We start from the raw sequence: 25,019 nt of genomic DNA, 5'->3' as shown, positions 1-25,019 counted from the left end.
TGTGCATGATCACCGTCTTTTTGTGACATCTTGAATGAGTGGAGATTTTTAAGTGGCAAATATTAAATCAGCGATCAAACGCGCCCGTCAAAACGTTAAACTGCGTCAACATAATGCCAGTGCACGTTCTATGTATCGCACTTACGTTAAAAACGTTATCAAAGCCGTTGAAGCTGGCGATCTGGAAGCCGCTCGTGCTGCCTATGCTAAAGCACAACCCATTATCGATAAAGCTGCTAATAAAGGTTTAATTCATAAAAATAAAGCTGCCCGCATTAAAAGCCGCCTGGTTGCCCGAGTTAAGGGAATGGCTGCTTAATCCTGCTTTTCCGTCGCTCTAGTCCGTAAACCCCCGAACTGGATTTATTCAGTTCGGGTTTCTTAAGTTTTTTGTAACTCTTAAAATAAGTTTACAGGACTAGCGCGTTTTTAAATCTTGCAAGTATTTAGCGAAATACCTAACATCTACAATCCTGAGTGCAGCTGCCTAGGCTGCATGAAAAATCTCCCGCGAAATAAACCTGAACCATATTGAGGAGATTCATCACTTCGTTCAGAATGACGTCTATGGGGTTAATTTTCAGAGGGATCATGACTATCGTTTGTAGTTTGTGGAATAGGTTTATTTTTAGCATTTAAAATTTTAATATCATCGGCAAAACATTTGGTTTCACCACGCCATGGAGCGACAAATTCTTCGCAGTGGTAATAAACAATCACGTGCTCATTGTTTTGCATCGCCAATTCAGCACGTTCAACTAATTCGGATCTAAACTGTCCTATCGTGAAATGAAATTCTCGACCGGTAGCTCCCGAAGCATCCTCAAGTCCACCACGTATTAATTCTGCTTCATAAGTGCCCCAATAGCGCCCCTCTTTGGCCACTTTAACTATAATTCCTGACTTTTGCCCTGATTTAACAGTCCAACAGCCGCTCAATAAACAGAAACTTATAGCCATGAATGAAAACCATAATTTTTTAGTCATTTTTTGTTAAGCCTTTTCTAATTTCACAAATTAGTGATGTAATCCAAAAATAATAGGGATGCTTTTTAAAGAGTGCAAATAAATTTAAACAATTTCGTGGTCAAGACCACCTTTTTTAATTAAAAGAACTTACTGGGGAAAATTCCCCCAGTGCACCCTCAGTAGATCCTTCAACTTGCGCTGCTTAAAGGATCGTAATTTAAGCCTGAAATTTAAGATCGCGCTCTTCCTACTAGTTAGAAGCACTTATATTCACCGGAGAAGGAGAATTTATTTCCTGGTTTAATTGCTCATAAGCGCGTTTAGCAGGAATGTATTGTGGAAATTGCTTCATTATTCTATTTAATATCATACGAGATAATGTTTCATCACCACGATTCCATTCACTTAAGGCATCAAAATACATCATATTTGCAGACTGCCCGACGACAACGGGAGCTTCAGTCATTACCACAGGTTCAATGAAACTTAGCCTCTCCTGCTGTTGGGCATCCAGCCATTGCAAGGTTTTGCGGGCTTGCTGGCTACCATTTGCGCTGGCTTGTTGTAGCAATTTTTTCCCTTCTTCAGGTTTTTGATTGCTATCAAGATACAATAAAGCCAGTTGATATTGTGCATAAGCATTATTATTGGCAGCTAATTCTATATACAATTCAACCGCTTTTTGACTATCTTTCATAACACCCAATCCGTATTGGTACATGCGTGCGAGAGCCAATTTTGCCTTTACATTTCCTTTATTCGCTGACTCTTGGTAGTAATTAACCGCATTAGCAAAATCAAGTTTTGTCGCAACCCCTGTTTCAGACAATAAGCCTAATTGGTACAAGGCATGACTTTCACCCAAAGCCGCTGCTTTTTTATACCAATGCAAGGCTTGTTGTTCATCTCGAGGACCACCTAAGCCATTAAAATACAAGTCAGCGAGTTGCGCCATAGCCTTCTTATATCCTAATTCGGAAGCCTTGGTGAAAAGAGCCCTGGCTTTGGTGTAATCGACAGGCATTCCTTTGCCATCCTCATAAAGTAAGGCTAAATTGTATTGGCCGACTTTATCATTTTTCTGGGCAGCCAATTCATAATTTTTAAAAGCTTGGTCATACTGATCGTCAACCGTATCATAAATAAAGCCTAAGGCCACGGAAGAACGAGGATAATTAGACTGCGAAGCCGCATACCACTTCTTCGCTTGTGCATAATCAGGCTCTTTCCCTATCTGGCCCAATTGATACATACGACCCAGCAAATACTGAGACACTGGTTGTCCCTGTTCAGCAGAGGCCGTATACCATTGTGTTGCCAAGGGGAGGTCAGGCTGACCACCTAATCCTTTTTCATAAAGGAAAGCCAGCTTTAATTGCGCATCCTTATCACCTTTCTCAGCAAAATGTTGATAAATATCTCTGGCTTGTTGTAATTTCTCAGGATCAGCTGCTTGGGCTAGATAATAATCTGCAAGCAACAACCCTGCCGTACTATTACCCAGCTGACGTGCCCTATCTAATTCCGACAGGAAATTTTCTCCTTTGTCATGCTTTAAGACCGCAAGATTCAGATTTGCATAAGAAAAGCCAGCATCGGCTGATTGCTGCAACAATGCTTTTCCTTTTTGCTCATCTTTAGTGACACCGTTTCCTTCCGTGTAATAAGTTCCTAAAATGAAATCATTCACTGGATTTGAACCAGCTTGTTGATACCAATACAAAGACTCCACGTCATTAGTAGGTACAGCAATCCCTCTTTCGAACATAATCCCCAAAAGAAGTGCTGCATAACTGTTGCCTGCTTTTGCTTCTTTTTTAGCTATTTTTAACGCATGCTGTTGCTTTTTGCCATCCTCATCCATTGCATAATAAAAGGCCAGAGGTAAATTCGCCTCAGCAACACCCTCTTTAACCGCGCCTTCATAAAGACGTTTTATTAACTTGGTACGATTATTTTTAGCAGCAACACTTAAACCGCCCTGCTTTTGTTTCACAAGGTACTCCGCCAAACGATATTGGGCAGGACCATAATGATTGGAAGAAGCCAAATAATACATTGAGGTTGCCTGATGAGGATTTGCCTGGACAACGATGTTTCCGGCAGCATCTTTAAAACCTGTTTCATAAATATGTGCCAGAACGTATTGCGCATGCACATTGCCTTTAAAGGCGGCATCCATCAACCAGTTGATGCCTTGCTGATAATCAACGGGCTCTGTTTTCCCACTCAGATATAAAATTCCAAGATTATATTCAGCGCGAACATCCTGTTGCTGTGCAGCCAATTTATAGTAGGTAATGGCCTGAGGAATATTTTTAGCAACTATCACTCCATAATTGTAGAGTTGCCCTAATTCAAATTGTGCGGCCGACTCCCCTAAAATAGCTTTACCGTACATTTCACTTAAAACAGCTTGAAGGTTTGCTTGGTGCTGCCATCCTTTCATCATTTGCTCGAAATAATCAAAGGGTTCAGGTTCTCCTGAAACAGGATAAGGCAATCCCTCCTCCACCATTGAGATTCGTGGGGAATGCGCCAAGGCGAGGGATTCATTTTTTAGTAATGCTTCAATTTGAGGATCTAAAGGATAGCGCGGGAAGGAAAATTCATCGGATTGCTCACTATTTAATGCTGGAGCAATCACATCGAAATAATCACTTATCGCGATTTCTTTCGGTTGCATCATTGTAAAATCAGGCTTGTATAATTCAGACCGAGTAATTGCTTCCATTTGTGGGGCTGCATTATAGTTGTTTTCTTTTAGAGCACGTGGATTTCGCCAATCGTTAAAAATACCGCCCAAACGAAAACCTTGTATATTGAAATCACTTGTTTGACCATTACTTAACCATCTGGAGACCTCAATCCCTGGGTTCACTTTAGCTTCGTAAGCAGCCGTTTCTTTTGCTTTTTGTTGCCATTGATTGGCAAGTTGCTCATCTGCAGTAATGCCAAGTCCCTCACGATACATTAGAGCCAATGCTTCCTGAGCCTGTGCAGAACCACTTTGTGCAGCCTGCAACATCCACATAAAGCCTGTTTTTGGGTTATAGAGACTATTTTTATTGTCCAGGTAAAGGTTTGCCAATGCCATTTCGGCTTGCGTATTATTATCTTTCGCCGCTTTGGTGTACCACTCTTTTGCTTTTTCCATATTATTTTGCTTAGCGGCCATTTCGCCCAGTTTCATCATGGCAGGAATATAACCTTGTGCCGCGGATTGATTGAGCAATTCATAGGCTTTATTCTCATCCTTAGGAACGGCTCCTCCTTTGGCATAGAACTCAGCTAATAGTAATTGAGCACGAGGATTTCCCTGCTCTATGGCTTTGTTTAACCAAATCAATCCCAGCTTTTTATTGGATGAGTGGCGGCTATCCAGAAAATGTTCACCTAAGGTTGTTTGCGCAATGGCATTACCACGTTTGGCAGCCTCAATATAATAACGTCTGCCCGCATCTGGGCTTTCTTTGGTACCAAAACCGTACATATAGGCAGCCGCGCAATAAAGCTGGGCATCAAGATCACCCGCTGCCGCTGCCTTTTTAAACCAATAGAGTGCCTTTTCAGGATCTTTAGCCTGAATTAGATTGTAACGAGCAAGCAACAGCTGAGCAGGCAAAACCCCTTTTTCTGCTGCTTGTTCAAAATAACGCAATGCAAGCATATTATTTTTTAGTTCACCATAACCATACAAGCGCATGCGCCCAAGGTAATAATTGGCAACAGGATCCTTATCTGTTTGATTAACAAGAGTTTGAGCAGCCAAGGGATAATTACCTTGACGATAAGCTTCCAAACCGTCCACAGCATAGGCTAATTGACTCCCAGTTGCTGCTACCAGATAAAACCATGGTATATATGATTTCATGGTAATTCCTCTTTATTTGTTACCGCTAAAGCGGCTTATTGCGCTGGAATAATTCCATAATGGACAACTTCCCTTAATGCGCCACTTCGAGTATTACTTTTTACAAGCCAGTAATTACCCCGATTATTTAACCCATAACGAACATTGGTATACTCACAAACGCGTAGACTGTCAGAGCAATCCACAATTTTTCCGTACTCTTCTTTTCCATCTGGAACAGTACAAATAAATTTAACTTTTTTCTCAGTTGTCGATAATACAGCCCACTGTCTGGGTTGTATTGTATGATTAAGATACATGGTCCGTGAGCTTTCTTCATCCCGCATCTGATATAGATTAACCTTTTGATTCAATGTATTAAATAGGAAATACATGGATTGTATTTCTCCGGCATGCCCTGGGTACAAATGGAGTGTTTTTAAATCAAATTGATACCCTGTATCGTAGCAACCGAGTGGATTTCTATTATCCTCCTTTTCCTTAGGTTCCTTAGCAGCCAAAAGATTATTAGCCACCATACAACAAGAAGATATTAAAAAAATCGCTTTTAAAGTCGTTTTAATGTTTGTTTTCATTTTTTCTTCTCACTTGTGGCCATAATAGGACGAACAATTACTTTAGTACCCATAAAATGGTTTCTTTCATTGGATAATTCAACAAAATCATGATTCATCCATTTTGCATCTTCGGTGAACATACGTACGCAACCGTGGCTGGCTCGGTAACCTGGGATGTCTTGTGCGCCATGCAAAGCAAACCCTTTATGAAAGTACATGCAATAAGGCATCTTGGCACCACCGCGACCAAGTGGGAAAACCCCGGAACGGCACTTTTCGTTCTCCTTACTGAAGAAATGGAAAATACCAGTAATCGTTCTGCAGGTATGAGAGCTATTATCGGAACATTTATCACTACCAGAAGAGATAGGGCCCCACTTTACTAACCGCCCGTCCCTATCATAAGCTCCCCAGGCTAGCTTATCTTGATCGACAATGACTTGTTTCTCACCATCAGCCTCAATCTTTAGCGGGAAAGGAGAAAAATCAAAGATAGTCTTGTTCGCTAACTGTTTTGGCACCGCAATTTCTTTACCAGCCCAAAGATGGTTGTAAGTGCGATTAATGCGTTGCACAATATCACGCTGTTGTTCATCAGGAAAAAGCTTTTCCCAGCTTTGTCCACCAGTAACTTTAATACATTCATATTGTGGGTATGCACACAATGCCGTACCATAATAGCTACTAGCCTGGACAAGAAATGCTGGTACCATGAGTGCAATCACTTCTAGTAATTTCTTCATCGTGATTCCCCTAATTTTTCAAGTTTACTTTTGTAATGCAAAAAGCATGCTTAAATTACAATGGCTTACTTCTAAATGTTATTTTCGGTCATTTTTTAAAAAAGTTTAGAAAATAAACTAAGTGTTCACGCTGTAGAAAACAAGCAAGATCGAAGGCAAAATTTGTTGCAACATCATGATATTAAAATATTTTTTATAGCAATTTACTCAGAATGGAAGTGTTGATAAATCCGTTGTGCAAGCTCTTCATTAATACCACTGACTTTGGCAATTTCATCCATGGGGGCACGGGCAAGTTCACGTAAACCGCCAAAGCGGCGAAGCAAAGCTTGCCGCCTTTTGGGGCCAACACCTTCAATACTTTCCAGGGAGGATTCAAAACTGGCATGCTGACGTTTTTTGCGGTGGGTGGTAATTGCAAATCGATGGGCCTCATCACGAATGTGCTGTAATAGATGTAACGCCGGAGAATCTGCAGGCAAACTTAACTCCTCCTGCTGCGTCACCAGAATGAGCTTCTCCCAACCCGCTTTTCGTTCGGGTCCCTTGGCAATACCTAATAAAACTACATTCTCGATGGCCAGTAAGTCAAAGACTCGTTTTGCCACTGCAACCTGCCCTTTTCCACCGTCAATGATAAGGACATCCGGCAAACGTTGCTCTTGTAATAAACGCTTGAAACGACGAGTAATCGCTTGTTCCATTGCAGCATAGTCATCACCTTTGGTAATCCCATGGATATTGAAGCGGCGATACTCACTCTTACGGGGCCCCTGTTGGTCAAAAACAACACAAGAAGCCACTGTTTCTTCCCCTTGGGTGTGGCTAATGTCAAAGCATTCCATACGAGTAATTGCCGAATCCCGTTGTAGTAACTCGGCCAACGCTTCATATCTTTTTTGCATAGTGGCCGAAGAAGCCACATAATCGGCTATTGCCAAGCGTAAATTATTATTGGCAAAATCAAGCCAACGTGCTTTAACACCACGGGGTGTCGTTTGAATCAGGCAGGTTTTTCCTCGCAATTCACCCAACATTCCCTCAAACGTTTGTTTTTGCTCAAGCGTTGCGTTCGTAATGATTAATGCAGGAATACGTTCAGGCGTGTCGATATAATAGAATGCTACAAAGGCTTCAAAAACTTGTTGCCACAAATCGTTTGCAGACCCTTCTTCAAATGATCGTCGCGGCACCGAAGGGAAAAAGCTTTGACTAGCGATGACATGGCCATCACGAATAGTGACACATTGAATACAGGCAAAACCTGGGTGAGCCTCAATGGCAATGACATCAGCATCGCCACGCAATTGCACAACACTTTGCTGTTCTTGAATTAAGCGCAAGCTTTTAATTTGATCACGCAAAACAGCCGCTTCTTCAAAATGAAGTTGAGAAACTGCCCTTTCCATGCGCTTCGCTAAATCATCAATAATAAGTTGGCACTTTCCTTGTAAAAAACGGGCAGCATCATTGATAGACTGTTTATAATCTTCCTGAGAGATATACCCTGTACAGGGTGCACTGCACCGCTTAATTTGATATTGTAAGCAAGGACGCGAGCGGGCATTAAAATAGCTATCACGACAATTTCTAATTTTAAAAGCTTTTTGAATCGTACTTAGAGTATCACGTACTGCCGCCACACTGGGAAATGGACCGTAAAATTCTCCCTTCTGCGGTTTCTTCTTACTGCGATAAAGCTCCATGCGTGGAAAAGCATGATTGCTTACATGGATGTAAGGATAGGATTTGTCATCTCGCAGTAATACATTATATTTAGGACGCAGTGTTTTAATGAGGTTACTTTCCAGTAACAAAGCCTCTGTTTCACTTCGAGTAACACTCACTTCCACTGAAGCAATTTGATTGACGAGAGAACGAGTTTTGGCACCCGTGTTTTGCTTCGTAAAATAGCTACTGACACGCTTTTTTAAATTTCTGGCTTTACCTACATATAAAACAGTACCGGCTTCATCAATCATGCGATAGACGCCAGGTTCACTGGTGAGATTCGCTATTACTGTTGTTAAATTATTGGCTCGCATTTATTTTATCAAGAACAACTTTTATTGAGGACCACTAAGATGGCATAAGAATGTATTATAGCTCATTTCTGTTTGCCTTAACTCTCTGCTCAGGACAAAAAAAACTAAAGCGAGTCATTGCGAGCGTCAAGCGAAGCAATCTAGTAATCTTTGCACGGAAATCGGTTCTGGGATTGCTTCACTTCGTTCGCAACGACGACATAAAAAATTTTGTCCCGTGCAAACACTTTAACTATTCATCATGCAAAGCATTATTAGGTTGTTCAATGACTCTGTGTTTCATCGCCAGATAAGTAAGCTCCACGTCATTTTTTATCCCTAATTTATCAAACATCCGGTAACGATAGCCATTAATCGTTTTCGAGCTTAAAAACAATCTATCCGCAATGTCTTGCACAGTCATTCCGCTTGTAATCATTAACATGACTTGCATTTCACGTTCGGATAAGAGATCAAAAGGTGAATCCTGGGGGGCTTCTAAACTATTAATCGCCATTTGCTGGGCAATTTCAGCGCTTAGATATTTTTCGCCCTTGGCCACTTTGCGAATTGCTGCAGCCATTTCTTCAGCGCCAGACTCTTTGGTTAAATAACCCATAGCGCCTAATTGGAGAACACGAGTAGGTATTGGATCAGCGCACATCGCTGTTACAGCAATGACTTTAATCTGTGGATTAGATTTCTTAAGCCTTCTGGTTACTTCCCACCCATCAATTCCAGGCATTTTCATGTCAAGTAATACAACATCAGGTTTATGAGATTTTACCAATGCCAAAGCCAATTCACCGCTTTCAGCATCAGCAACCACTTCTACATCCGGTAGATCCTCCAATAATCGTCGAATCCCCATTCTTACCAGGGCATGGTCATCAACAATTAGAACTTTTATCAAACGATGCTCCTTGACAAATTAGCCAATGAACACAAAACATGCATCGATATTAGCAAGACTAAACAGGCATTACAATTGATACTGAATTTAATCTTCATCCCTGTTAATTTGCTAAAAGACGTCCTGACAATGTCTCCATTTTTTATAGAAAGGAAACAAGTCTAATGTTGAGTATAGTCGATTGATAAGATAAATATCTTGCAAAATAAACTTAACACGCCAAAATATGAATGCTGGGATTATTTTTATCAACAGGAAACAAGGGAGGGTATTCACCTAATTCCCTGGCTCGTTCGATGAATCGCATAATATCCGCTTCGACAAAGTCATAAAGTACTTGATAACTGTCTATTACGAAATAGACGGGTTGTAACATATCGATACGATAAGGCATGCGAAATGCTGCAACAGGATCAAAAAGAACACGCATGGCAGCATCACTTTCAACGCTATAAGGCGTTTCGCTAATTGAGGACAAAATACCCCCTCCATAAGCACGCAATCCTTGAGATGTTTTAATGAGGCCAAATTCTACCGTAAACCAGAAGAGTCTTTGCAACAGAGGCCACTTGTCTTCAGTTAAACTTAAAACCTTACGGGCATAATTGCATACGAAATCAGCATAAACAGGATCAGTTAACATCGGGCAATGACCAAATATTTCATGAAAAATATCAGGTTCCTGAACGTAATCGAGATCTTCTTCACAACGAATAAAAGTAGCTGCTGGGAAGCGTCTTTCTGCCAATAATTGGAAAAATTCCCTCGCTGAAATTAAAGCCGCAACCGGGGCTACTTCCCATCCTGTCAATGCCTTAAGACGACTGCTCACTTCAGGTAACTGCGGAATTTGACCTGATGATAAGCCCAGACTTTTTAATCCTTGAATAAATTCATCGCAAGCCCTGCCAGGAATGAGTTTCATTTGACGTTCATAAAGCAATTGCCATATACGATGCTCCTCATCGTTGTAATTTACCCTGCCGCTGGCATCGGGTTGATGAGAAACATAACGGCTGACAAATTCCATAAGAACTCCTAGATGCTAAATAATAGTTATCCCGGATCACTTAAATTATAGCGCTTTAGTTCGGTACAGCATAACAACCAGACACTATAAAACCCGGCTGCAGAAAGAAAGCAAGAAATTATTTAAATCACTCTGAAGAAGGGCGCCGTTGAATTTGAGAAACAGGGATTAATGTCTCAGTCCCTGTACCTGTAACCTGTTGATCGCCTTTCCAGGCATGTCCGTAAACAACTTCGTAAGTTAAAGGGTATTTTCCCTCCATCGTCCGCAATGCCTTATAAGTCTCTGTGAAAAGATGCCATGTCTTTTTCCCAGTCAATCCCCTATTACGCTTAGCGTTAATGTTACGTACACCTTGTGTTTTTAAATTGATTAATAACTTCTTTAAATTGTCATAATGTACAGTTAGCAATTCCATGTCAACCACTGGATCAAGAAACCGCTCTTTTAAGAGACTATCCCCAAGATCATGCATGTCTGTAAACTCATTGGCATGGGCGTAATAATCAGCAGCCTGCCATGCTTGTTTTAATTCTTTAAACGTATCGGGACCCAAAGTAGAAAACATTAAACATCCTTGTCTGTTCATGACACGATTTAATTCACGGATTACTGACGCGAAAGGAAAGCCCCAGTGGATACTTTGATTAGCAAAGATTAAATCAAAGGTTCCTGTGGCGAAGGGAAGTGAGGTCATATTACCGTTAACCAAAGACCATCTCTTACGCCAAAAGCCTTGCTTCATTTTTGCTTGCAACAACATATTTTTGGCCAGATCCAGACCAACGATTTCTGCTTGCGGGTACTTCTTTTTTAATAACTGCGTAAACATCCCTGGACCACATCCTAAATCAAGCACATACCGCGGATTGATTTTTAAATAATCCAGGCGCTCGAATAAACGCATGCCAATTTCATTTTGTACTTTGGCTGCCTGCTCATATTCGGCAGCATACTTATTAAATGTATTGCAAATTTCTAAATTAAGATTCATCATGAAAACGGAATAATTCTAGGAAGCCAATGCTCGTGCACCGTAAAAGGAATAGTATAACACAATTGTTACGTTTACCCTCTGCCTGTGTGATTTGTCATAAGTACCATCGAGAAGCTTGTGCAGTTTGCCAAGAGTGTTTGAGTCTTTTCCAGCCTTTAGGGCCTGCTTGCCAATACTGCGCTTTTCCCTTATTTGATGATAGTTACCTGGTTTGTGGCCGCTGCTTAAAACAAAAGCCTGCTTTCGACAAAACATTAGTGATTTATCGCTTTGAGGAACCTTTACGTACCTTGCTACATGAATACAAATATAATGGGGCACTTTACTTACGCAAGCTTTTCGTAAAATTAATGATGGATGCCTTACCTTCTGAAGGATTGCATACACAATGTTTAATTCCTGTTCCGCTTCATTACAAAAGATTACGCGAAAGAGGGTTTAATCAGGCCGCAGAATTTTCCAAAAGGCTGGCAAGTATTTTAAACCTACCTTGTGAGCTTAATCTTTGTAGAAAGGTGTTACATACCCCTGCCCAAATGGGTTTGAATAGTGAAAAACGCCGTCACAATTTGCATCGTGCCTTCCAGATAAAACAACCCTCATACCAACATATTACGTTGATTGATGATTTATTAACCACAGGAAGTACCGTCAATGAGCTGGCAAAATTGTTCAAGCAACAGGGGGTAACACGCGTCGATGTTTGGTGTTGCGCAAGAGCCTGTTAAGCAAGCTTGTTATTAACAACGCTAATGAAAATATCGCTGCAGGTCATTTAGTATGAGTTGAATAAGCAATACCACAAAAATTATGGTAGCAAGCTGATGTAATAAAATTTCCATAGGCACTGAAAGCGGCTTACCGCGAATTTTTTCCAGCAGGGCATACATGATTAAACCACCATCAAGGCCCGGAATAGGAAATAAATTCACTAATCCTACAGCCAAACTTAAACTGGCAATAAAATAGAGAAATACAGTAAATCCCTGCACAAATGAAGTCACCGAAGCTGTGAACAATCCAATAGGGCCAAGCAAAACAGCAAAAGGAATAACACCAGTTAGAACTTGCTTTAACATCACTAAAAAGAAAGATAACAATTGCAACGATTTAGTAACTGCATGGGCAAACGCATTAAAAAATGTCTCACCTTTGACTTGCCCCTTAGTCATGCCTGACTCAGGTTCAATACCTAAAGTCTGAAGTAGCGATTGACCCCTTTGGTAACGCCACTGGCTCAAATTTAAAGTAATGGGGCGATGTCGTCCTTGATTATCTTCTACCACTGCCGGAACATTATTTTTACCAAGCATCATGATTAAGCGCATACCCGTTTCTTGCCAGGAATTTACTTTTTGGTCTCCTAGGCTAAGGAAACGATCACCAGACTTTAACCCCGCGGTGCCCGCAATACTGTCTGTGGTTACCGTTTGTACCCGGGGTGGCGTTTGTTGATAACCGACCATAAACAACAATGTTAGTGCTAACCAGGCAGCGATTAAATTGGCAAATGCGCCTGAAAGTAAAATAATGCAACGCTTCCATACGGGTTGTTTATCAAAACAAAAAGGGAGTTCTTCCTCTGAGACTGGTTGAATACGGGAGTTTAGCAATTGAACATATCCGCCTAAGGGCCATAAAGCCCATACCCACTTCTGGCCTGCTTTTGTAGTCCATGTGATTAAAGGTTTACCGAAACCAATCGAAATTTTTTGAATTTTGACGCCAAAAATTCGTGCAGCAAGCGCATGTCCTGCTTCATGAATACCTACTACTAAAATAAGCGTTAAGAGAATTGCCAGTATGGCCCATAACATTCATGCACTCACTTTTGTGTTTTTGTATTATCGACAATAAGTTGTAAAAAGGGATGACCCTGTCGTCCACCCAGCTCGTAACCCTGTCTATAAACCTCAAACGTCCGGTAAGTACGTGACGTTTCACTATCAACAAGTTCAACCTCATCCCCATTCTCATCAACCAGAGTTACGGTAAGGTGCATCTCCCGAAATTGGCCAATGTTATAACGCTCTTTGAATAATTTTAGGACTGTCAGCAGACTTTCAGCGGCTTCCTCACTATTGTGCTGGCCTTGAAAAATAATGTCCATTGCCTTCCCTTATCAGGAGATTCTCCTGATTAACGTGCCTATTAGTATTAGCGGCAAAAAACAAACGGACTTGAGCTTTTTAAGAACACTATGTTTCTCTGACCTCAACCTGAAAACAACATCGGCGTTCAACAGTCATTCTGAATGCAAAACTTTGGCTTGGCTTGTAACACGTCATTCCGAAAAGTGACCCCGTCGCTTGAGGAATCTTCTGAATGCGGCACGAAAAATCTCCCCCTTATCAGTCCTTCTACGATGTTTACCCCCAGGAAACTGAGTGCTCAAGATTAACAATTCTGTTTCTGTCTTAGATAACGCTTATTTGCCCCTGTTTCATTTGCCATAAGTCTATAAATTCTGGTGCTAATGGTTTACAATTCCAAGATTATCCCTGCTGCTATTTAAAAAAATCTATGGTGTTTGTTGCCTGCGGACTAAATCATAAAACTGCCCCATTAGATGTGCGTGAAAAAGTCGCTCTGCCTTCGTCTATGCAAGAGACTTTGCTCTATAATTTGGTGGATTTACCTGCAGTGAATGAAGCAGCCATCTTGTCGACCTGCAATCGCACAGAAATTTATTGCGATACAGAAGAGCCTGAAAGCTTAGCACCCTGGCTTGCAGAGCAACATCAACTCGCACCCGAACTACTTTCCCCCTATCTATACCTTCATCCTGGATCTCAGGGCATTCGTCATACATTGAGAGTAGCAAGCGGTCTTGATTCAATGATGCTGGGTGAACCACAGATTCTTGGACAAATGAAGCAAGCTTATCAGCAAGCTTGCAAGTTGGGCACGGTCAAAACCAATTTACGCCACGTATTTGAATACATCTTTAGCGCAAGCAAACGCATCCGCAATCGTAGTGGCATCGGCACCAACCCGGTTTCCATTGCCTATGCAGCAGTCCAGTTAATTGGTAAATTATTCCCCGACTACAAGGCATTAAAGGTTTTTATTATTGGCTCCGGAGAAACCTCTACCCTGGTGGCGAAATATTTAAGTAAACAAGGTGTGAAAGAGTTTTTAATTGCCAGTCGCACTACTGAGAATGCAAAGCAGCTGGCCGCAATGTTCGATGGGCACGCTTTGGCCATTGGCGATATACCAGAATACCTTTCTAAAGCGGATGTTATTATCTCAGCGACAGCTTGCCCTCTTCCTTTTATCAATAAAAGTTTGGTTGAACACGCTTTAAATAAGCGTGCCAGAGCGCCTATGTTCTTTCTTGATCTTGCCGTTCCACGAGATATTGAGGCTGATGTGGCTGAATTAGATGCTGTCCATCTTTATAATATCGATGATTTGCAACTATTAATTGAAAAGGGAATGGACGAGAGACGTGAAGCTGCACTTCAGGCTGAACAATTAATTGAGAGTGAGCTTGATAATTTTATTCGCTGGCACCGTTCTTTACGAGCAAAAAATGTAATCTGTGATTACCGTAGTTATATGCAAAGTCTCGCCCAGCAAGAATTACAGCGAGCCCAGGAGAAACTTGCAGCAGGCTATAATCAAACTATGGTACTGCATGAGTTTTGTGAGCGCTTGGTCAATAAATTAACGCATCATCCTACTGTTGGATTACGCCAGGCTGCCTGGGATGGCCGTGAAGAATTGCTTGATTTAGCGCGCTATTTATTTAATCCATCCATTGATCCAGTTTCCTTATGAAAAAATCGCTTGAATTAAAACTTGAGCAAATGCTTGAGCGTTTTCAAGAAGTGAGTCGTTTACTTTCTGAAGCCTCTGTCATTGCTGATCAAAACCAATTTAAAAATTTATCGAAAGAGTATGCGCAGTTAGAACCCATTGCCAACTGTTATAATGCATTTCTCAAAGCTCGGGATAATGTGAACTCACTGGAGGAGTTATTGGCCAGTGATGATAAAGACATGGCTGCCATGGCTGAAGAAGAAATCGACAAATCTCGAGATGAAGTTAAAACACTGGAAGAAGAATTACAGTGGCATTTGATTCCTAAAGATCCAGATGATACTTGCAATGTTTATCTGGAAGTACGCGCCGGTACTGGCGGTGATGAGGCGGCGATTTTTGCCGGTGATCTATTCCGGATGTACCACCGCTACGCTGAAGCACAAGGATGGCAAGTAGAAATTATTAGCGCCAGCCATGGTGAACACGGGGGCTATAAAGAAATTATTGCACGTATCACAGGCCAATCCGTTTACTCCCAGTTAAAGTTCGAATCCGGTGCCCATCGAGTGCAACGGGTACCAGAGACCGAATCCCAAGGCCGTGTACATACTTCCGCCTGTACTGTTGCCATTCTGCCTGAAGTGGAAGAAATTGATGCGATTGAAGTTAATCCGGATGAAATACGGGTGGATACGTATCGTTCCTCCGGTGCAGGAGGCCAGCACGTTAATAAGACCGATTCAGCGATTCGCATTACCCACTTACCTACTGGTCTTGTGGTGGAATGCCAGGATGAGCGCTCACAACATAAAAACCGTGCAAAAGCCATGGCTCTATTGAAAGCCAGACTTTTAGATGCAGAGCAAAGCAAACAACGTCAGCAGCAAGCTGAGACGCGTAAGTCATTAGTAGGTACAGGCGATCGTTCCGAACGTATTCGCACTTATAATTTCCCTCAAGGACGACTTACCGATCACCGTATTAATCTGACTTTATATCAACTCACCGATGTTATGGAAGGTCATTTGACACCGGTTATTGATGCCCTGCAACGCGAACACCATGCCGAATTACTGGCGGAACTTGGGCAACATGATGGAGATTAAAAAAGCGTTAGACAGCGCATCCAAGCAGCTAACGCAATGCAGTGAGAGCGCTCGCCTGGATGCAGAAGTTTTACTTGCCCATATTTTAATGAAAGATCGCAGCTTTCTTTATGCCTATCCAGAAATAACGCTGACGCAAGTACAATGGCATGCTTTTCAGCGTTTGATCCTCAAACGATTAGAAGGTGTGCCCATCGCTTATTTAACAGGTACTCGCGAATTTTGGTCTCTACCTTTAAAAGTTTGTGAAGACACCTTGATCCCTCGGCCTGAAACTGAACGTTTAGTCGAGCTGACTTTAATTTTATTAGCCGATAAAACAAAAGCCCAGATTCTTGATTTAGGTACGGGTAGTGGCGCTATCGCCTTGGCCTGTGCCTCGGAAAAACCACAATGGACAATAATAGCCTGCGATTGTAGTCTGGGGGCTTTGCAAACAGCAGAAGAAAATGCAGCAAGATTAGCGTTGTCCAATGTTTATTTCTATCATTCCAACTGGTTTGAAAACATTTCATTGGAGGGACTATTTGACGCAATTGTAGCTAATCCTCCTTATATAGCAACTAATGACCCTCATCTGATGGAAGGCGATGTTCGTTTTGAACCTCCATTGGCTCTTGTAAGTGGTCAAGATGGATTAAATGCGTTAAAACATATTATTAAACATAGTCTTGATAGGCTTAAGCCAGGAGGGCTATTATTAGTGGAGCACGGTTTTGATCAAAAATCTGCAGTAGCGTCTATGCTTAAAGATTATGGGTATACCGAGATTCAATGTTGGCAAGATTGGCAAGGTAATGACCGTATAAGCGGTGGCAAGCGAATAATTTGTTGATGAGTAGCCTATTTTTTGATATACCTAACGGTTTTCGATCGCATGCCAAAGTATGACGAGAGGATGAAACGCAGGAGGCATTGATGCCAGAACAAATAATCGATTCAACCAATGAGAGTATAAAAAACGTGAAAAATGATGCCGTTAGCAACATGGGAATAGCACCCTACCAGGAAACGGATGGCGAAGAGTACATGAATGAGAAGCAACTCGCTCACATTGAGAAGATTTTGCTTGCATGGCGCCAGTCATTGATGGAAGAGGTTGACAGGACAGTAACTCACATGAAGGATGAAGCGGCTAATTTTCCAGATCCTTCCGATCGAGCCAGTCAAGAAGAAGAGTTTAGTCTTGAATTAAGAACACGTGATAGAGAGCGTAAGCTCATTAAAAAAATCGAAGATGCGCTTGAGCGTTTGCGTGACGACGATTTTGGCTATTGCGAAGCCTGTGGTATTGAAATTGGCTTAAGACGCCTGGAAGCCCGACCTACTGCCACGCTATGCATCGACTGTAAAACCTTATCTGAAATTAAAGAACGCCAAAACCAAGGTAGTTAATTCTCTCATTTGGCATAGAGGGATTTTCAAATGAAACCGATTGTCGCTTTTGCGACAATCAGGCTTAATCTAATGCAATTATTTTTTTTCTTCTAAAATATTGTTTATTAATTTTTCATATTTGGCGACAGCACCTTTATTACTCAGAAGCACCTGCGTGGCATTGTTTACTAACTGCTCTTTACGCTTTTTATCCTGATATAGATTCAGAATACGTGTGATTAGCTCATCGGCATCATTAACCAGTTCAATGGCTTCTGCCTCTTTTAAATCGCGGCAAATTGTTTTGAAATTATGCACATGGGGACCGCTAAGGACAGGTACCTGCATTGCGATAGGCTCAAGCATATTATGTCCCCCCACGGGTACAAAGCTTCCACCTACAAACGCGTAATCGCTTACGTGATACCATCCTAATAATTCACCCAGAGAGTCCAGAATGATCACTTCATTCTCAGGGCATAGGGTTTCTTCACGCGAGCGAAGTCCTGTATTAAATCCCATTTGAATACACAATTGATTCACTTTTTGGAATCGTTCTGGATGTCTAGGGGCAATTAGCAGCACGACACCAGGAATGGCTGCCTGAAGTTTTTTTAAACGTTTTAGAATCAATTCTTCTTCATTATCGTGAGTACTAGCGATAATGACTACGACGCGCTCCTTTCCCCATTTTTCTTTTAAACTGGCAAACAATGGATGATTAATGTTTTGGGTTTGCAAATCAAATTTCATATTACCGAACACTGACACAGTTTTATCAGGCGCTCCCAGTGCTTTAAAACGTTTGGCATCGTCTTCTGTTTGAGTCAGGATATAATCAAAATACTGCAATAAGGGTTTAAAAAGAAACGTCACTTTTTTATAACCTTGATAAGAGCGCTCTGAAAGACGAGCATTGACGAGGCAAAGAGGAATTTTTGCCTTATGCGCATAATAACCCAGATTGGGCCATAATTCTGTTTCTACAAACACGGCTATTTTGGGTTTCACTACGCTATAAAAACGACGCACAACACCGGGTAAATCATAAGGAACATAACGATGTACCACCTTTTCTCCAAAACGCTGTTGCACTCTTTCAGCACCCGTAGGGGTCATTGTGGTTATTAAAATGTGCCACTGTTTTTGTAATAAGGCATCTATCAGAGGGGTCACAGCAATGACTTCTCCTAATGAAACAGCATGCACCCATATATCAAACTCGCCTTTCTTTTTATTGTTCAGAGAAAAACGTTCGGCGATTCGTGTCCGATAAGCTGGAATTTGTCGCCCTTTCCACCAAAGCCGCAGTAGCAAGTAAGGCGTTAACAAATATAGTAAACATGAATAGGCTAGTCGCATTGCGTAATCTCGGAAAAAAAGGCAAGTATACCCAAGAAACTTCAAAATGCGATATTTTAGGCGACATGATTTATAACAAATCACTCATCATGCCAATGATATACGCTTATTGATAAAAAAAAGTTAAATTCAGCATAATTTGCGCTATAGGCATATAATTAAGCTTAGAATGGAAGAGGTTATCGATAACAATGCAATTGGACAATCAACTTCATGAATTTACGTGATTTTTTTACTCATTACCACTGGTGGGGAAAGATACTGGGTGCTTTTTTTGGCTACCTGATTGGAGGGCCTGCTGGTGCTTTATTTGGCATTTTAATCGGAAATTTTTTCGATCGGGGTATTATTGAGCATTTTAACCGCCCACATTGGCATTATTATAAAGAGCGTCGGGAAGCCGTCCAAAAAATCTTTTTTGAAGCCACGTTTTCAATCATGGGGCATATTGCCAAAGCAGATGGCCGTGTCTCTGAGCAAGAAATACAAATGGCCAAAACACTCATGGATGAAATGCGATTAAGCCGCGAACAAAAAACATTGGCAAAACATTTTTTTAATCAGGGAAAATCGTTTACTTTTGATCTGGCAGAAATGCTTACACGTTTGGAGCAGGTCTGTTATGAGAATCCTGAGTTATTAAAATTGTTCATGGACATTCAATACCGCGCCGCGAAAACTGATAATTTCTCTGAACCTAAAATGCGCGCATTAGACGTTGTTTTTCGACGTTTAGGTTTTGCACCGATTCGGCAACAATATCGCTTTTATGAAGATTTTGGCTTTCGTTCCTCACAATCTTCACACCACTCCCAGTCTCAAAGTTCCTCTGGCCAAAAGCGACAACAATACCAAACACCCCCTAACAGTTTGGCATACGCTTACGCTTTATTGGAAATTGAACAAACTGCAAATAAGCAGGAAGTAAAACGAGCCTATCGACGTTTGATTAGTAAAAATCATCCGGACAAGCTAATCGCACAAGGTTTACCAGAGCAAATGATAAAAATGGCCAATGAAAAGACGCAAAAAATCCGCAAAGCTTATGAACAAATTTGTGCCAGCAAAGGCTGGCCATGTTAACCATACGGAGTTGCGTGAAACTCAGTCACTATCTCATTTAGTTCTTTAATTTCCTTGTTAGATACTTGAGGAGTACGACATTCCGTGATGAGTTTGGCCATTTTATCAGCCATGCCTATCCCCGCTACGCCACCTAAAATAATACATAGTAGTGACAATACATAAACAAGTTTCACGGTCTCTGCATCAGCATCAATTGCCTGTAATAGAGATGTAACAATACCGAAATAAACGCTACTGAAAACTGCTACCCCCAAAAAACCCATTGTTTTTACGAAACAACAATTATTAGCGAGCATATTTGTTTTATACGTCACCTCTTCTGTGCGAAGCTTTACTTTCGCCAGGTACTCTTTTTCCGCTTGAGCAATGACGGGTTTTATAAAAGAGGGATTTTTAATATCAAGTGTTAAAGCCAGATCCCTCAATTGAAAAAACAAAAATGGATTGGTCCTTTTTATGGTCTCGCAAGCTAGCTGTTTGAGCGAAGGTGGGTTATATAGTGTATGTTTTTTTTGTATAGCCGATTCTATTGCTAGTATTTCACTTGATGCTTGTATATCGCTAGGTTCGTCTTGTATTTCGTTACTTTCTTCTTTCATCTAAATTGAACTCCACCCTTGTTAACCAGGGCATGCAGACCTGGCATCAGATTATATAACAACTTTTTGCAAAAATGCCCTTATGAATATTTAAAATCCATCACATTTTTTAATTTATCTACAAATGTTCTATATTTTAAACAGTTAATATTTCATTAAGATTGAGCAATTATAATCAAACTTATTGACATCAATCAGAGTCAGGATCGCTGGCATAAGAGGTAAAAAATGAGTGATGTATTTGAAAAGATAAAAGAACTTAAGGAAGCATTGCGTGAAATTAATGGCGGCGATCTTCCTGTGGATAGCAAGGTTTTGGATAATAAAACCTTATCCGCAAATTATTTTGTCGATTATAGGCTATTGCCTCCATCTATTGATGCCAGCGATGTAACGGTTGAATTAAATGAAGGGGAAAAGCCCCGTGCTGATGAATTGGCTGTGGCCCCCACCGTTCCAATGGAGAGATTTACTAAGCCACATCCTGACAAGTATGAAGAAAATAAACAGACATTTGATGCCTATTCTAAAGGTGTTCTGCAAGCAGTTTGGGTAATTGCTTCCAACTCTCAAGGCGGTTATGGGGCTGCTATAGGTAATATTCTAACGCTTAACAGAGCTTTTAGTTTTTTAGATACAACCTGGGTTCCTAAAATTGTGGATGAGCGAACCTATAGAGTCGGAAAAGCTCTACAAAAATTTTTAGCTGATGTCCTTCAAGAAGAGATTATCAAAACTGTTCCTGAAAAATTTCCTCCCGTAGTAGGTATAGCGGTACGAGAACCAGCAACAGAACAACTCACCTATATGCAAAGTATTTTAAATCAACGCTTGGAAAGGTATGAAGCGCACTCCCCCCAAAAAGTAGAGGAAATTACGGAGATTATATCTTTAAGAGACAATCGAAAAAAATCCATAGAGCAAGAAGAAAAAGAATTTCGGAAAAATGACTCTCAAATAAGAAGCCGTCTAAACGAAGAGGTTCTTCGTTTGCAAGATTCTAATAGTCCTCAAGCATTAAAAGAAATTATAGCGGGGTTGACGCAGAATTTAGAAGCGCTCAAAAAAGCTCGACAAGAATTTGCTTCAGTGCTGGAAGAGTGGAACAATGAAAATCAGGGGAAATTTAACCTCAATGGTATGGAGCGTTCTTTACCAGATTCTATCAAAACTCCATCCGCAATACGCACGTTAATATACCCAAACTCAGTGTCTGTTAATACGGCAACTGCAGAATGGTTACAATTATTCAATACTCGAGACCAAATTAGCTCCTACATAGAAAATATTAAAATTTCTTTGGCTAAAACGTTTAGGGATATAAACAACACTACCATATCTGCGTCAGGTATAGTTATAGAAAATTTTGAGAGACAAAAAATAAAAGCCGAACAACAATTTCTTGATAAAGTGGTTCCTATTTTTACCGAACAACTACAACCTGCTATTACCAGAGCCACTACGCTGGGTAATCAACCCCATTTTTACAATCCAGAGCAAATCCCGAGTGATGCTGCCACTTGCCAAACCACACTTAAAGAATTAAATGCTTACTTAGATAGGTATCAAAAAGAAGCAGCACTTGCCTATAACAATTTTGAAGCCAACAACCCTCCTGAAAAAGAGTGGGAATCACTCGACAAAAAAGCCTACAGTATGGCTATAAAAGTGGCAAAAAAGGATGTACTACAAAAGCAGGAACAAAAAATTGCTGAGATCAAGGATTATATAAAAGAAGTGCAAGAAGAACTGCAAAGCTTATCGTCTGAGTTTAGAAAGCAAGAGTTAGCTAAGTTGGGAAGTAATGTGGAACTCTTATTTAAGGGTAAGAGAGAAGCTGATCGACAACAAGTGCAAGCAGCTGCTCAAAGGGCTCGATTTATCGACGATCAATATAAACCCGCTTTACAAAAAATTACTGACAACTACAATTCTCAATTGAAAGTAATTGATCAAAAATTTGATGAACTTGCTCAAGAGCGTAAAAACTTTCTTTTGGAAGCTAAAGAGGCATTACTTCAATATAAAAAGATCCTGGAAGAACACAGAGGCATTTATATCCCTGAACAGATCCCGCAACAGCAATTGAAAACTTATTTAGAAATTAATAATGAGGATCAAATTCAATGGATAGATGACTTGTATAGTCAATCTAAAGCTGCCAGTGGTGTTCGAGGTACTTTTACTCTTTTATCTAACTACGTTTCTCACTATACCACGCTTATGAGACCAAGTGATTTTGATATGGATCTCAATGAGGTTCTCGAAGGCATGGAATCAAAACTTAAACATATTGATCAAGAATTAGGAGTTGATATTCGCGGACCGGCAGTGCAACCCCTTAGTCAGAATATGGCCAAGGATAATTTATATGCTTTACGGGAAAAATACGACTCCTCTCCAGAAATTGCACTTTTAAGGAAAGAAAAAGCCCAGGAAACAGCCAAATGGGAAGAGAAGAAAGAACCTTATGAGCAAGAACTTTTACTAGCTAAATTTCATCAAGAGTTAGCCACTATAGCTCATGAACATACTCTAATCGAACATCAGATTTTGGCACTTGACTGTAAATTGAATGATATACTGGATGAAGATAACAAAACTCTCAATAAAGTCACTGAGCAATTAACCAAGTTAAATGGCGAAGATGCGTTGGAGTTTTGGCACAGAGTAGAGAGTGACGTTGCAGCCATCGACATCGTCCGCGCATTTAATACGCCCAAAGGTCACAGGGAGTTATCAGCACCTGACGCGATGAAAAAAATTGATGATTCTCTGCTCATGAAAGAAAAATCCTGGGGTCCAGAAGGCGCAATAGAAGAAATTGCAGCCCAAATCACAGACATTCCTGTGGAGTTGCAGCAATTAAAAGAAAAAGAGCTTTCTCATTTTAACGAGCTGAAAGCCCAAAAAGTGAAGTTGAATGCAAAACCACAGATGGCCGTGGAAAAAATTGCCACACGAAAGTCTGTTATAGAATCTTTGGTAAAAATAGCTGGGATTCAACAACAGATTACAGGCCTACAAAACCAACCTGTGGAAAACAATGAAGAAAAAGAAGCGTTACTCCAAGAAATGCACCATGCAGAAGCAGAGCTAGCGGATTCTTTAAGTCACTTTGACGCCGGTGCAAGCCCTGACATTCGTACAAAATTAACAGCAACCACCAGAATGCTTAGTGAACTTTCTGAAGCGAAAACAAAACTTCAAATCGACCTACTAACGAGTTTGGAATCTGAAAGTAAAGTGCTACTGGAAGTCGCTAGTCAACAAGTGTCCTCCGCCAGTCTGAAAACTCGAGAAGAAATAGCCAATAGCATTGATTCATTTGCAGAAAAAGCAAAAAATATCCTTAAGCTTGGTAGTCAAAATCAGAATGAAACTGTCCAGAAAGAATTATCAGCCATCAGGGCCACGATTGAAGAACTGCAAGAGATTAAAGCTACTATTCCAGTACTTAATCAACTTGATGCTATTCATAATAGTTATGAGAACCTGGTCAAAAAAGCAGACGAATTAACTAGCTCAGATTCAAAAATAATACCCTACCTTGGTGACTCTAAATTACTGCCCTACCTTGCTCTATCCAAAAAGGCAAAGGAACTTGCTGCTGCAATAAAACCTATCCGTGAAATGGAAGGACATATTCTAATCAGTGATAAACTTAAACTAATTGAGGAAACCAAAAAGAAGCTTGAACCTATCGAAGAAAAATGTGAAACAATTCGTAGGGATGAGAAGCAGTCCTTGCAAATTTTGATTGACATAGCTGCCGCTTATGAAGCTTTAAACGCAAAACGTCAATACTTACGTACTGGTTTACATCAATTTTATCAGAAAGATAAGGCAAGACTCTATAAAGATGCCAGCGAATTGAATGAATTATGGGAAGAGATTGAGAGTCATTTCGATAAAAGTTACTTTGGTACACAAGAATTTGAACTACTGGACGCCATTAAGAAGAATGAATCAATGTGGATTCTCTTGGTGGAAACCAATAAACCTCAATCCATAGACTCATTATTTAAAGATGAAGATAAAGTTGAGTTTACAAGGGCTAGAATTTCTCTTGAGGAGGAATTCTTTGGTAAAGCCACCCCCCCTATGGGTGGCCTGTTTGGACAATATCTGGAAGAGCGAGCTAAAACCTATTGGTTTAAAGATGCCGTCAGTTCCTTTGCTGCCCTTGTTTTTCAATGCTTTAACTATAAAACTGATGCTCAGGAACGACAAGAGTATTTACAGGATTTGAGAGATATTTTCAAAGCATATAAAGAAAACCCAGCTCCAGATCTCTATGAGGCATTAGTTGATAAAATTGACGAGGGAGAACGGTTTAAACCAAGAAGCAAGGAAAAGAATACTCATGAAAAAACCCTACAGTCTCACTTGAGTAAATTCAAACAAGAAGTCAAAAACATTCAGGAACAAAATACAAATCTTGCAGAAGACAGGGAAGGGCTAAGAGTAGGCTTATAATAAGTAAAACGTAGCCCGGCTGCTTGCAGCCGGGAGACTTTATTTTAATTCTTCTAAATGCTGATAAGCTGAAAAGATTATAATGTAGATTGTCGATTTATCCCGGTTGCAAGCAACCGGGCTACCTGCTTA

Annotated in this window: 20 protein-coding genes; 8 read left to right on the top strand and 12 right to left on the bottom strand. The window is 40.7% G+C overall.

The window, feature by feature from the left end:
• Positions 1 to 52: 52 nt before the first annotated feature.
• Positions 53 to 319, top strand: a complete 267-nt coding sequence (gene rpsT / locus Ljam_RS14505; RefSeq protein ID WP_058450691.1) for a 30S ribosomal protein S20 — start codon at positions 53 to 55, stop codon at positions 317 to 319.
• A 254-nt stretch (positions 320 to 573) separates the two neighbouring features.
• Here the strand turns inward: rpsT and Ljam_RS14500 are convergent, their stop codons facing one another.
• From Ljam_RS14500 to bioC, 8 genes are all read right to left on the bottom strand, one after another.
• The gene (locus Ljam_RS14500; protein ID WP_065235556.1) at positions 574 to 987 is read right to left on the bottom strand and encodes a hypothetical protein; all 414 of its coding nucleotides are present in this window, start codon (positions 985 to 987) and stop codon (positions 574 to 576) included.
• A gap of 232 nt (positions 988 to 1,219) precedes the next feature.
• Positions 1,220 to 4,843: an SEL1-like repeat protein gene (locus Ljam_RS14495; protein WP_058450690.1), complete on the bottom strand. Its 3,624-nt coding sequence runs from the start codon at positions 4,841 to 4,843 to the stop codon at positions 1,220 to 1,222.
• A gap of 35 nt (positions 4,844 to 4,878) precedes the next feature.
• Positions 4,879 to 5,418, bottom strand: coding sequence for a hypothetical protein (locus Ljam_RS14490; protein WP_058450689.1), 540 nt, complete (start codon positions 5,416 to 5,418; stop codon positions 4,879 to 4,881).
• Positions 5,415 to 6,143, bottom strand: coding sequence for a L,D-transpeptidase (locus Ljam_RS14485; protein ID WP_058450688.1), 729 nt, complete (start codon positions 6,141 to 6,143; stop codon positions 5,415 to 5,417). The genes Ljam_RS14490 and Ljam_RS14485 overlap by 4 nt, the downstream gene beginning before the upstream one ends.
• 203 nt (positions 6,144 to 6,346) lie before the next feature.
• Positions 6,347 to 8,188, bottom strand: a complete 1,842-nt coding sequence (gene uvrC / locus Ljam_RS14480) for an excinuclease ABC subunit UvrC (RefSeq protein WP_058450687.1) — start codon at positions 8,186 to 8,188, stop codon at positions 6,347 to 6,349.
• Between the two features lie 232 nt (positions 8,189 to 8,420).
• Positions 8,421 to 9,080 (bottom strand): two-component system response regulator LetA, encoded by a 660-nt coding sequence (letA, locus tag Ljam_RS14475; RefSeq protein ID WP_058450686.1) that lies wholly within the window; start codon positions 9,078 to 9,080, stop codon positions 8,421 to 8,423.
• Positions 9,081 to 9,291: 211 nt separating this feature from the next.
• Complete coding sequence (gene phhA, locus Ljam_RS14470; protein ID WP_058450685.1) at positions 9,292 to 10,110, bottom strand: phenylalanine 4-monooxygenase; 819 nt, start codon at positions 10,108 to 10,110, stop codon at positions 9,292 to 9,294.
• Positions 10,111 to 10,237: 127 nt separating this feature from the next.
• Positions 10,238 to 11,104, bottom strand: a complete 867-nt coding sequence (gene bioC / locus Ljam_RS14465; protein ID WP_058450846.1) for a malonyl-ACP O-methyltransferase BioC — start codon at positions 11,102 to 11,104, stop codon at positions 10,238 to 10,240.
• 29 nt (positions 11,105 to 11,133) lie between these two features.
• Here bioC and Ljam_RS14460 point away from each other — a divergent pair, with 29 nt between their 5' ends.
• Complete coding sequence (locus Ljam_RS14460; RefSeq protein WP_368610038.1) at positions 11,134 to 11,835, top strand: ComF family protein; 702 nt, start codon at positions 11,134 to 11,136, stop codon at positions 11,833 to 11,835.
• A gap of 21 nt (positions 11,836 to 11,856) precedes the next feature.
• Here the strand turns inward: Ljam_RS14460 and Ljam_RS14455 are convergent, their stop codons facing one another.
• Together Ljam_RS14455 and Ljam_RS14450 are read right to left on the bottom strand one after the other, a co-directional pair.
• Positions 11,857 to 12,924 carry a M50 family metallopeptidase gene (locus Ljam_RS14455; RefSeq protein ID WP_058450684.1) on the bottom strand — a complete coding sequence of 356 codons (1,068 nt, stop codon included), beginning with the start codon at positions 12,922 to 12,924 and terminating at the stop codon, positions 11,857 to 11,859.
• A gap of 8 nt (positions 12,925 to 12,932) precedes the next feature.
• Positions 12,933 to 13,217: a hypothetical protein gene (locus Ljam_RS14450; RefSeq protein WP_058450683.1), complete on the bottom strand. Its 285-nt coding sequence runs from the start codon at positions 13,215 to 13,217 to the stop codon at positions 12,933 to 12,935.
• A 413-nt stretch (positions 13,218 to 13,630) separates the two neighbouring features.
• On the opposite strand from Ljam_RS14450, the gene hemA reads away from it, so the two are divergent.
• The 4 genes from hemA to dksA all read left to right on the top strand — a co-directional run bounded on the left by hemA (position 13,631) and on the right by dksA (position 17,379).
• A complete protein-coding gene (gene hemA / locus Ljam_RS14445) occupies positions 13,631 to 14,893 on the top strand; it encodes a glutamyl-tRNA reductase (RefSeq protein WP_058450682.1) in 1,263 nt (420 codons plus the stop codon).
• Positions 14,890 to 15,984 (top strand): peptide chain release factor 1, encoded by a 1,095-nt coding sequence (gene prfA / locus Ljam_RS14440; RefSeq protein ID WP_058450681.1) that lies wholly within the window; start codon positions 14,890 to 14,892, stop codon positions 15,982 to 15,984. The genes hemA and prfA overlap by 4 nt, the downstream gene beginning before the upstream one ends.
• A complete protein-coding gene (prmC, locus tag Ljam_RS14435) occupies positions 15,971 to 16,819 on the top strand; it encodes a peptide chain release factor N(5)-glutamine methyltransferase (protein WP_058450680.1) in 849 nt (282 codons plus the stop codon). The genes prfA and prmC overlap by 14 nt, the downstream gene beginning before the upstream one ends.
• Before the next feature lie 83 nt (positions 16,820 to 16,902).
• A complete protein-coding gene (gene dksA, locus Ljam_RS14430; RefSeq protein ID WP_058450679.1) occupies positions 16,903 to 17,379 on the top strand; it encodes an RNA polymerase-binding protein DksA in 477 nt (158 codons plus the stop codon).
• 78 nt (positions 17,380 to 17,457) lie between these two features.
• Here the strand turns inward: dksA and waaA are convergent, their stop codons facing one another.
• On the bottom strand, positions 17,458 to 18,723 hold the full coding sequence (gene waaA, locus Ljam_RS14425; RefSeq protein ID WP_058450678.1) for a lipid IV(A) 3-deoxy-D-manno-octulosonic acid transferase: 1,266 nt from the start codon (positions 18,721 to 18,723) through the stop codon (positions 17,458 to 17,460).
• 213 nt (positions 18,724 to 18,936) lie between these two features.
• Here waaA and djlA point away from each other — a divergent pair, with 213 nt between their 5' ends.
• The gene (djlA, locus tag Ljam_RS14420) at positions 18,937 to 19,806 is read left to right on the top strand and encodes a co-chaperone DjlA (RefSeq protein WP_058450677.1); all 870 of its coding nucleotides are present in this window, start codon (positions 18,937 to 18,939) and stop codon (positions 19,804 to 19,806) included.
• Here djlA and Ljam_RS14415 read toward each other — a convergent pair.
• The gene (locus tag Ljam_RS14415) at positions 19,803 to 20,408 is read right to left on the bottom strand and encodes a hypothetical protein (RefSeq protein WP_058450676.1); all 606 of its coding nucleotides are present in this window, start codon (positions 20,406 to 20,408) and stop codon (positions 19,803 to 19,805) included. The genes djlA and Ljam_RS14415 overlap by 4 nt on opposite strands.
• A 228-nt stretch (positions 20,409 to 20,636) precedes the next feature.
• Here Ljam_RS14415 and Ljam_RS14410 point away from each other — a divergent pair, with 228 nt between their 5' ends.
• Positions 20,637 to 24,887 carry a hypothetical protein gene (locus tag Ljam_RS14410; protein ID WP_058450675.1) on the top strand — a complete coding sequence of 1,417 codons (4,251 nt, stop codon included), beginning with the start codon at positions 20,637 to 20,639 and terminating at the stop codon, positions 24,885 to 24,887.
• Positions 24,888 to 25,019 lie beyond the last annotated feature (132 nt).

Origin of the sequence: Legionella jamestowniensis (assembly GCF_001467745.1) — a bacterium.
Taxonomy (GTDB): Bacteria; Pseudomonadota; Gammaproteobacteria; order Legionellales; family Legionellaceae; genus Tatlockia; species Tatlockia jamestowniensis.
The sequence above is the reverse complement of the archived record's forward strand: the minus strand, read 5'-3'. Positions and strand labels throughout refer to the sequence as shown.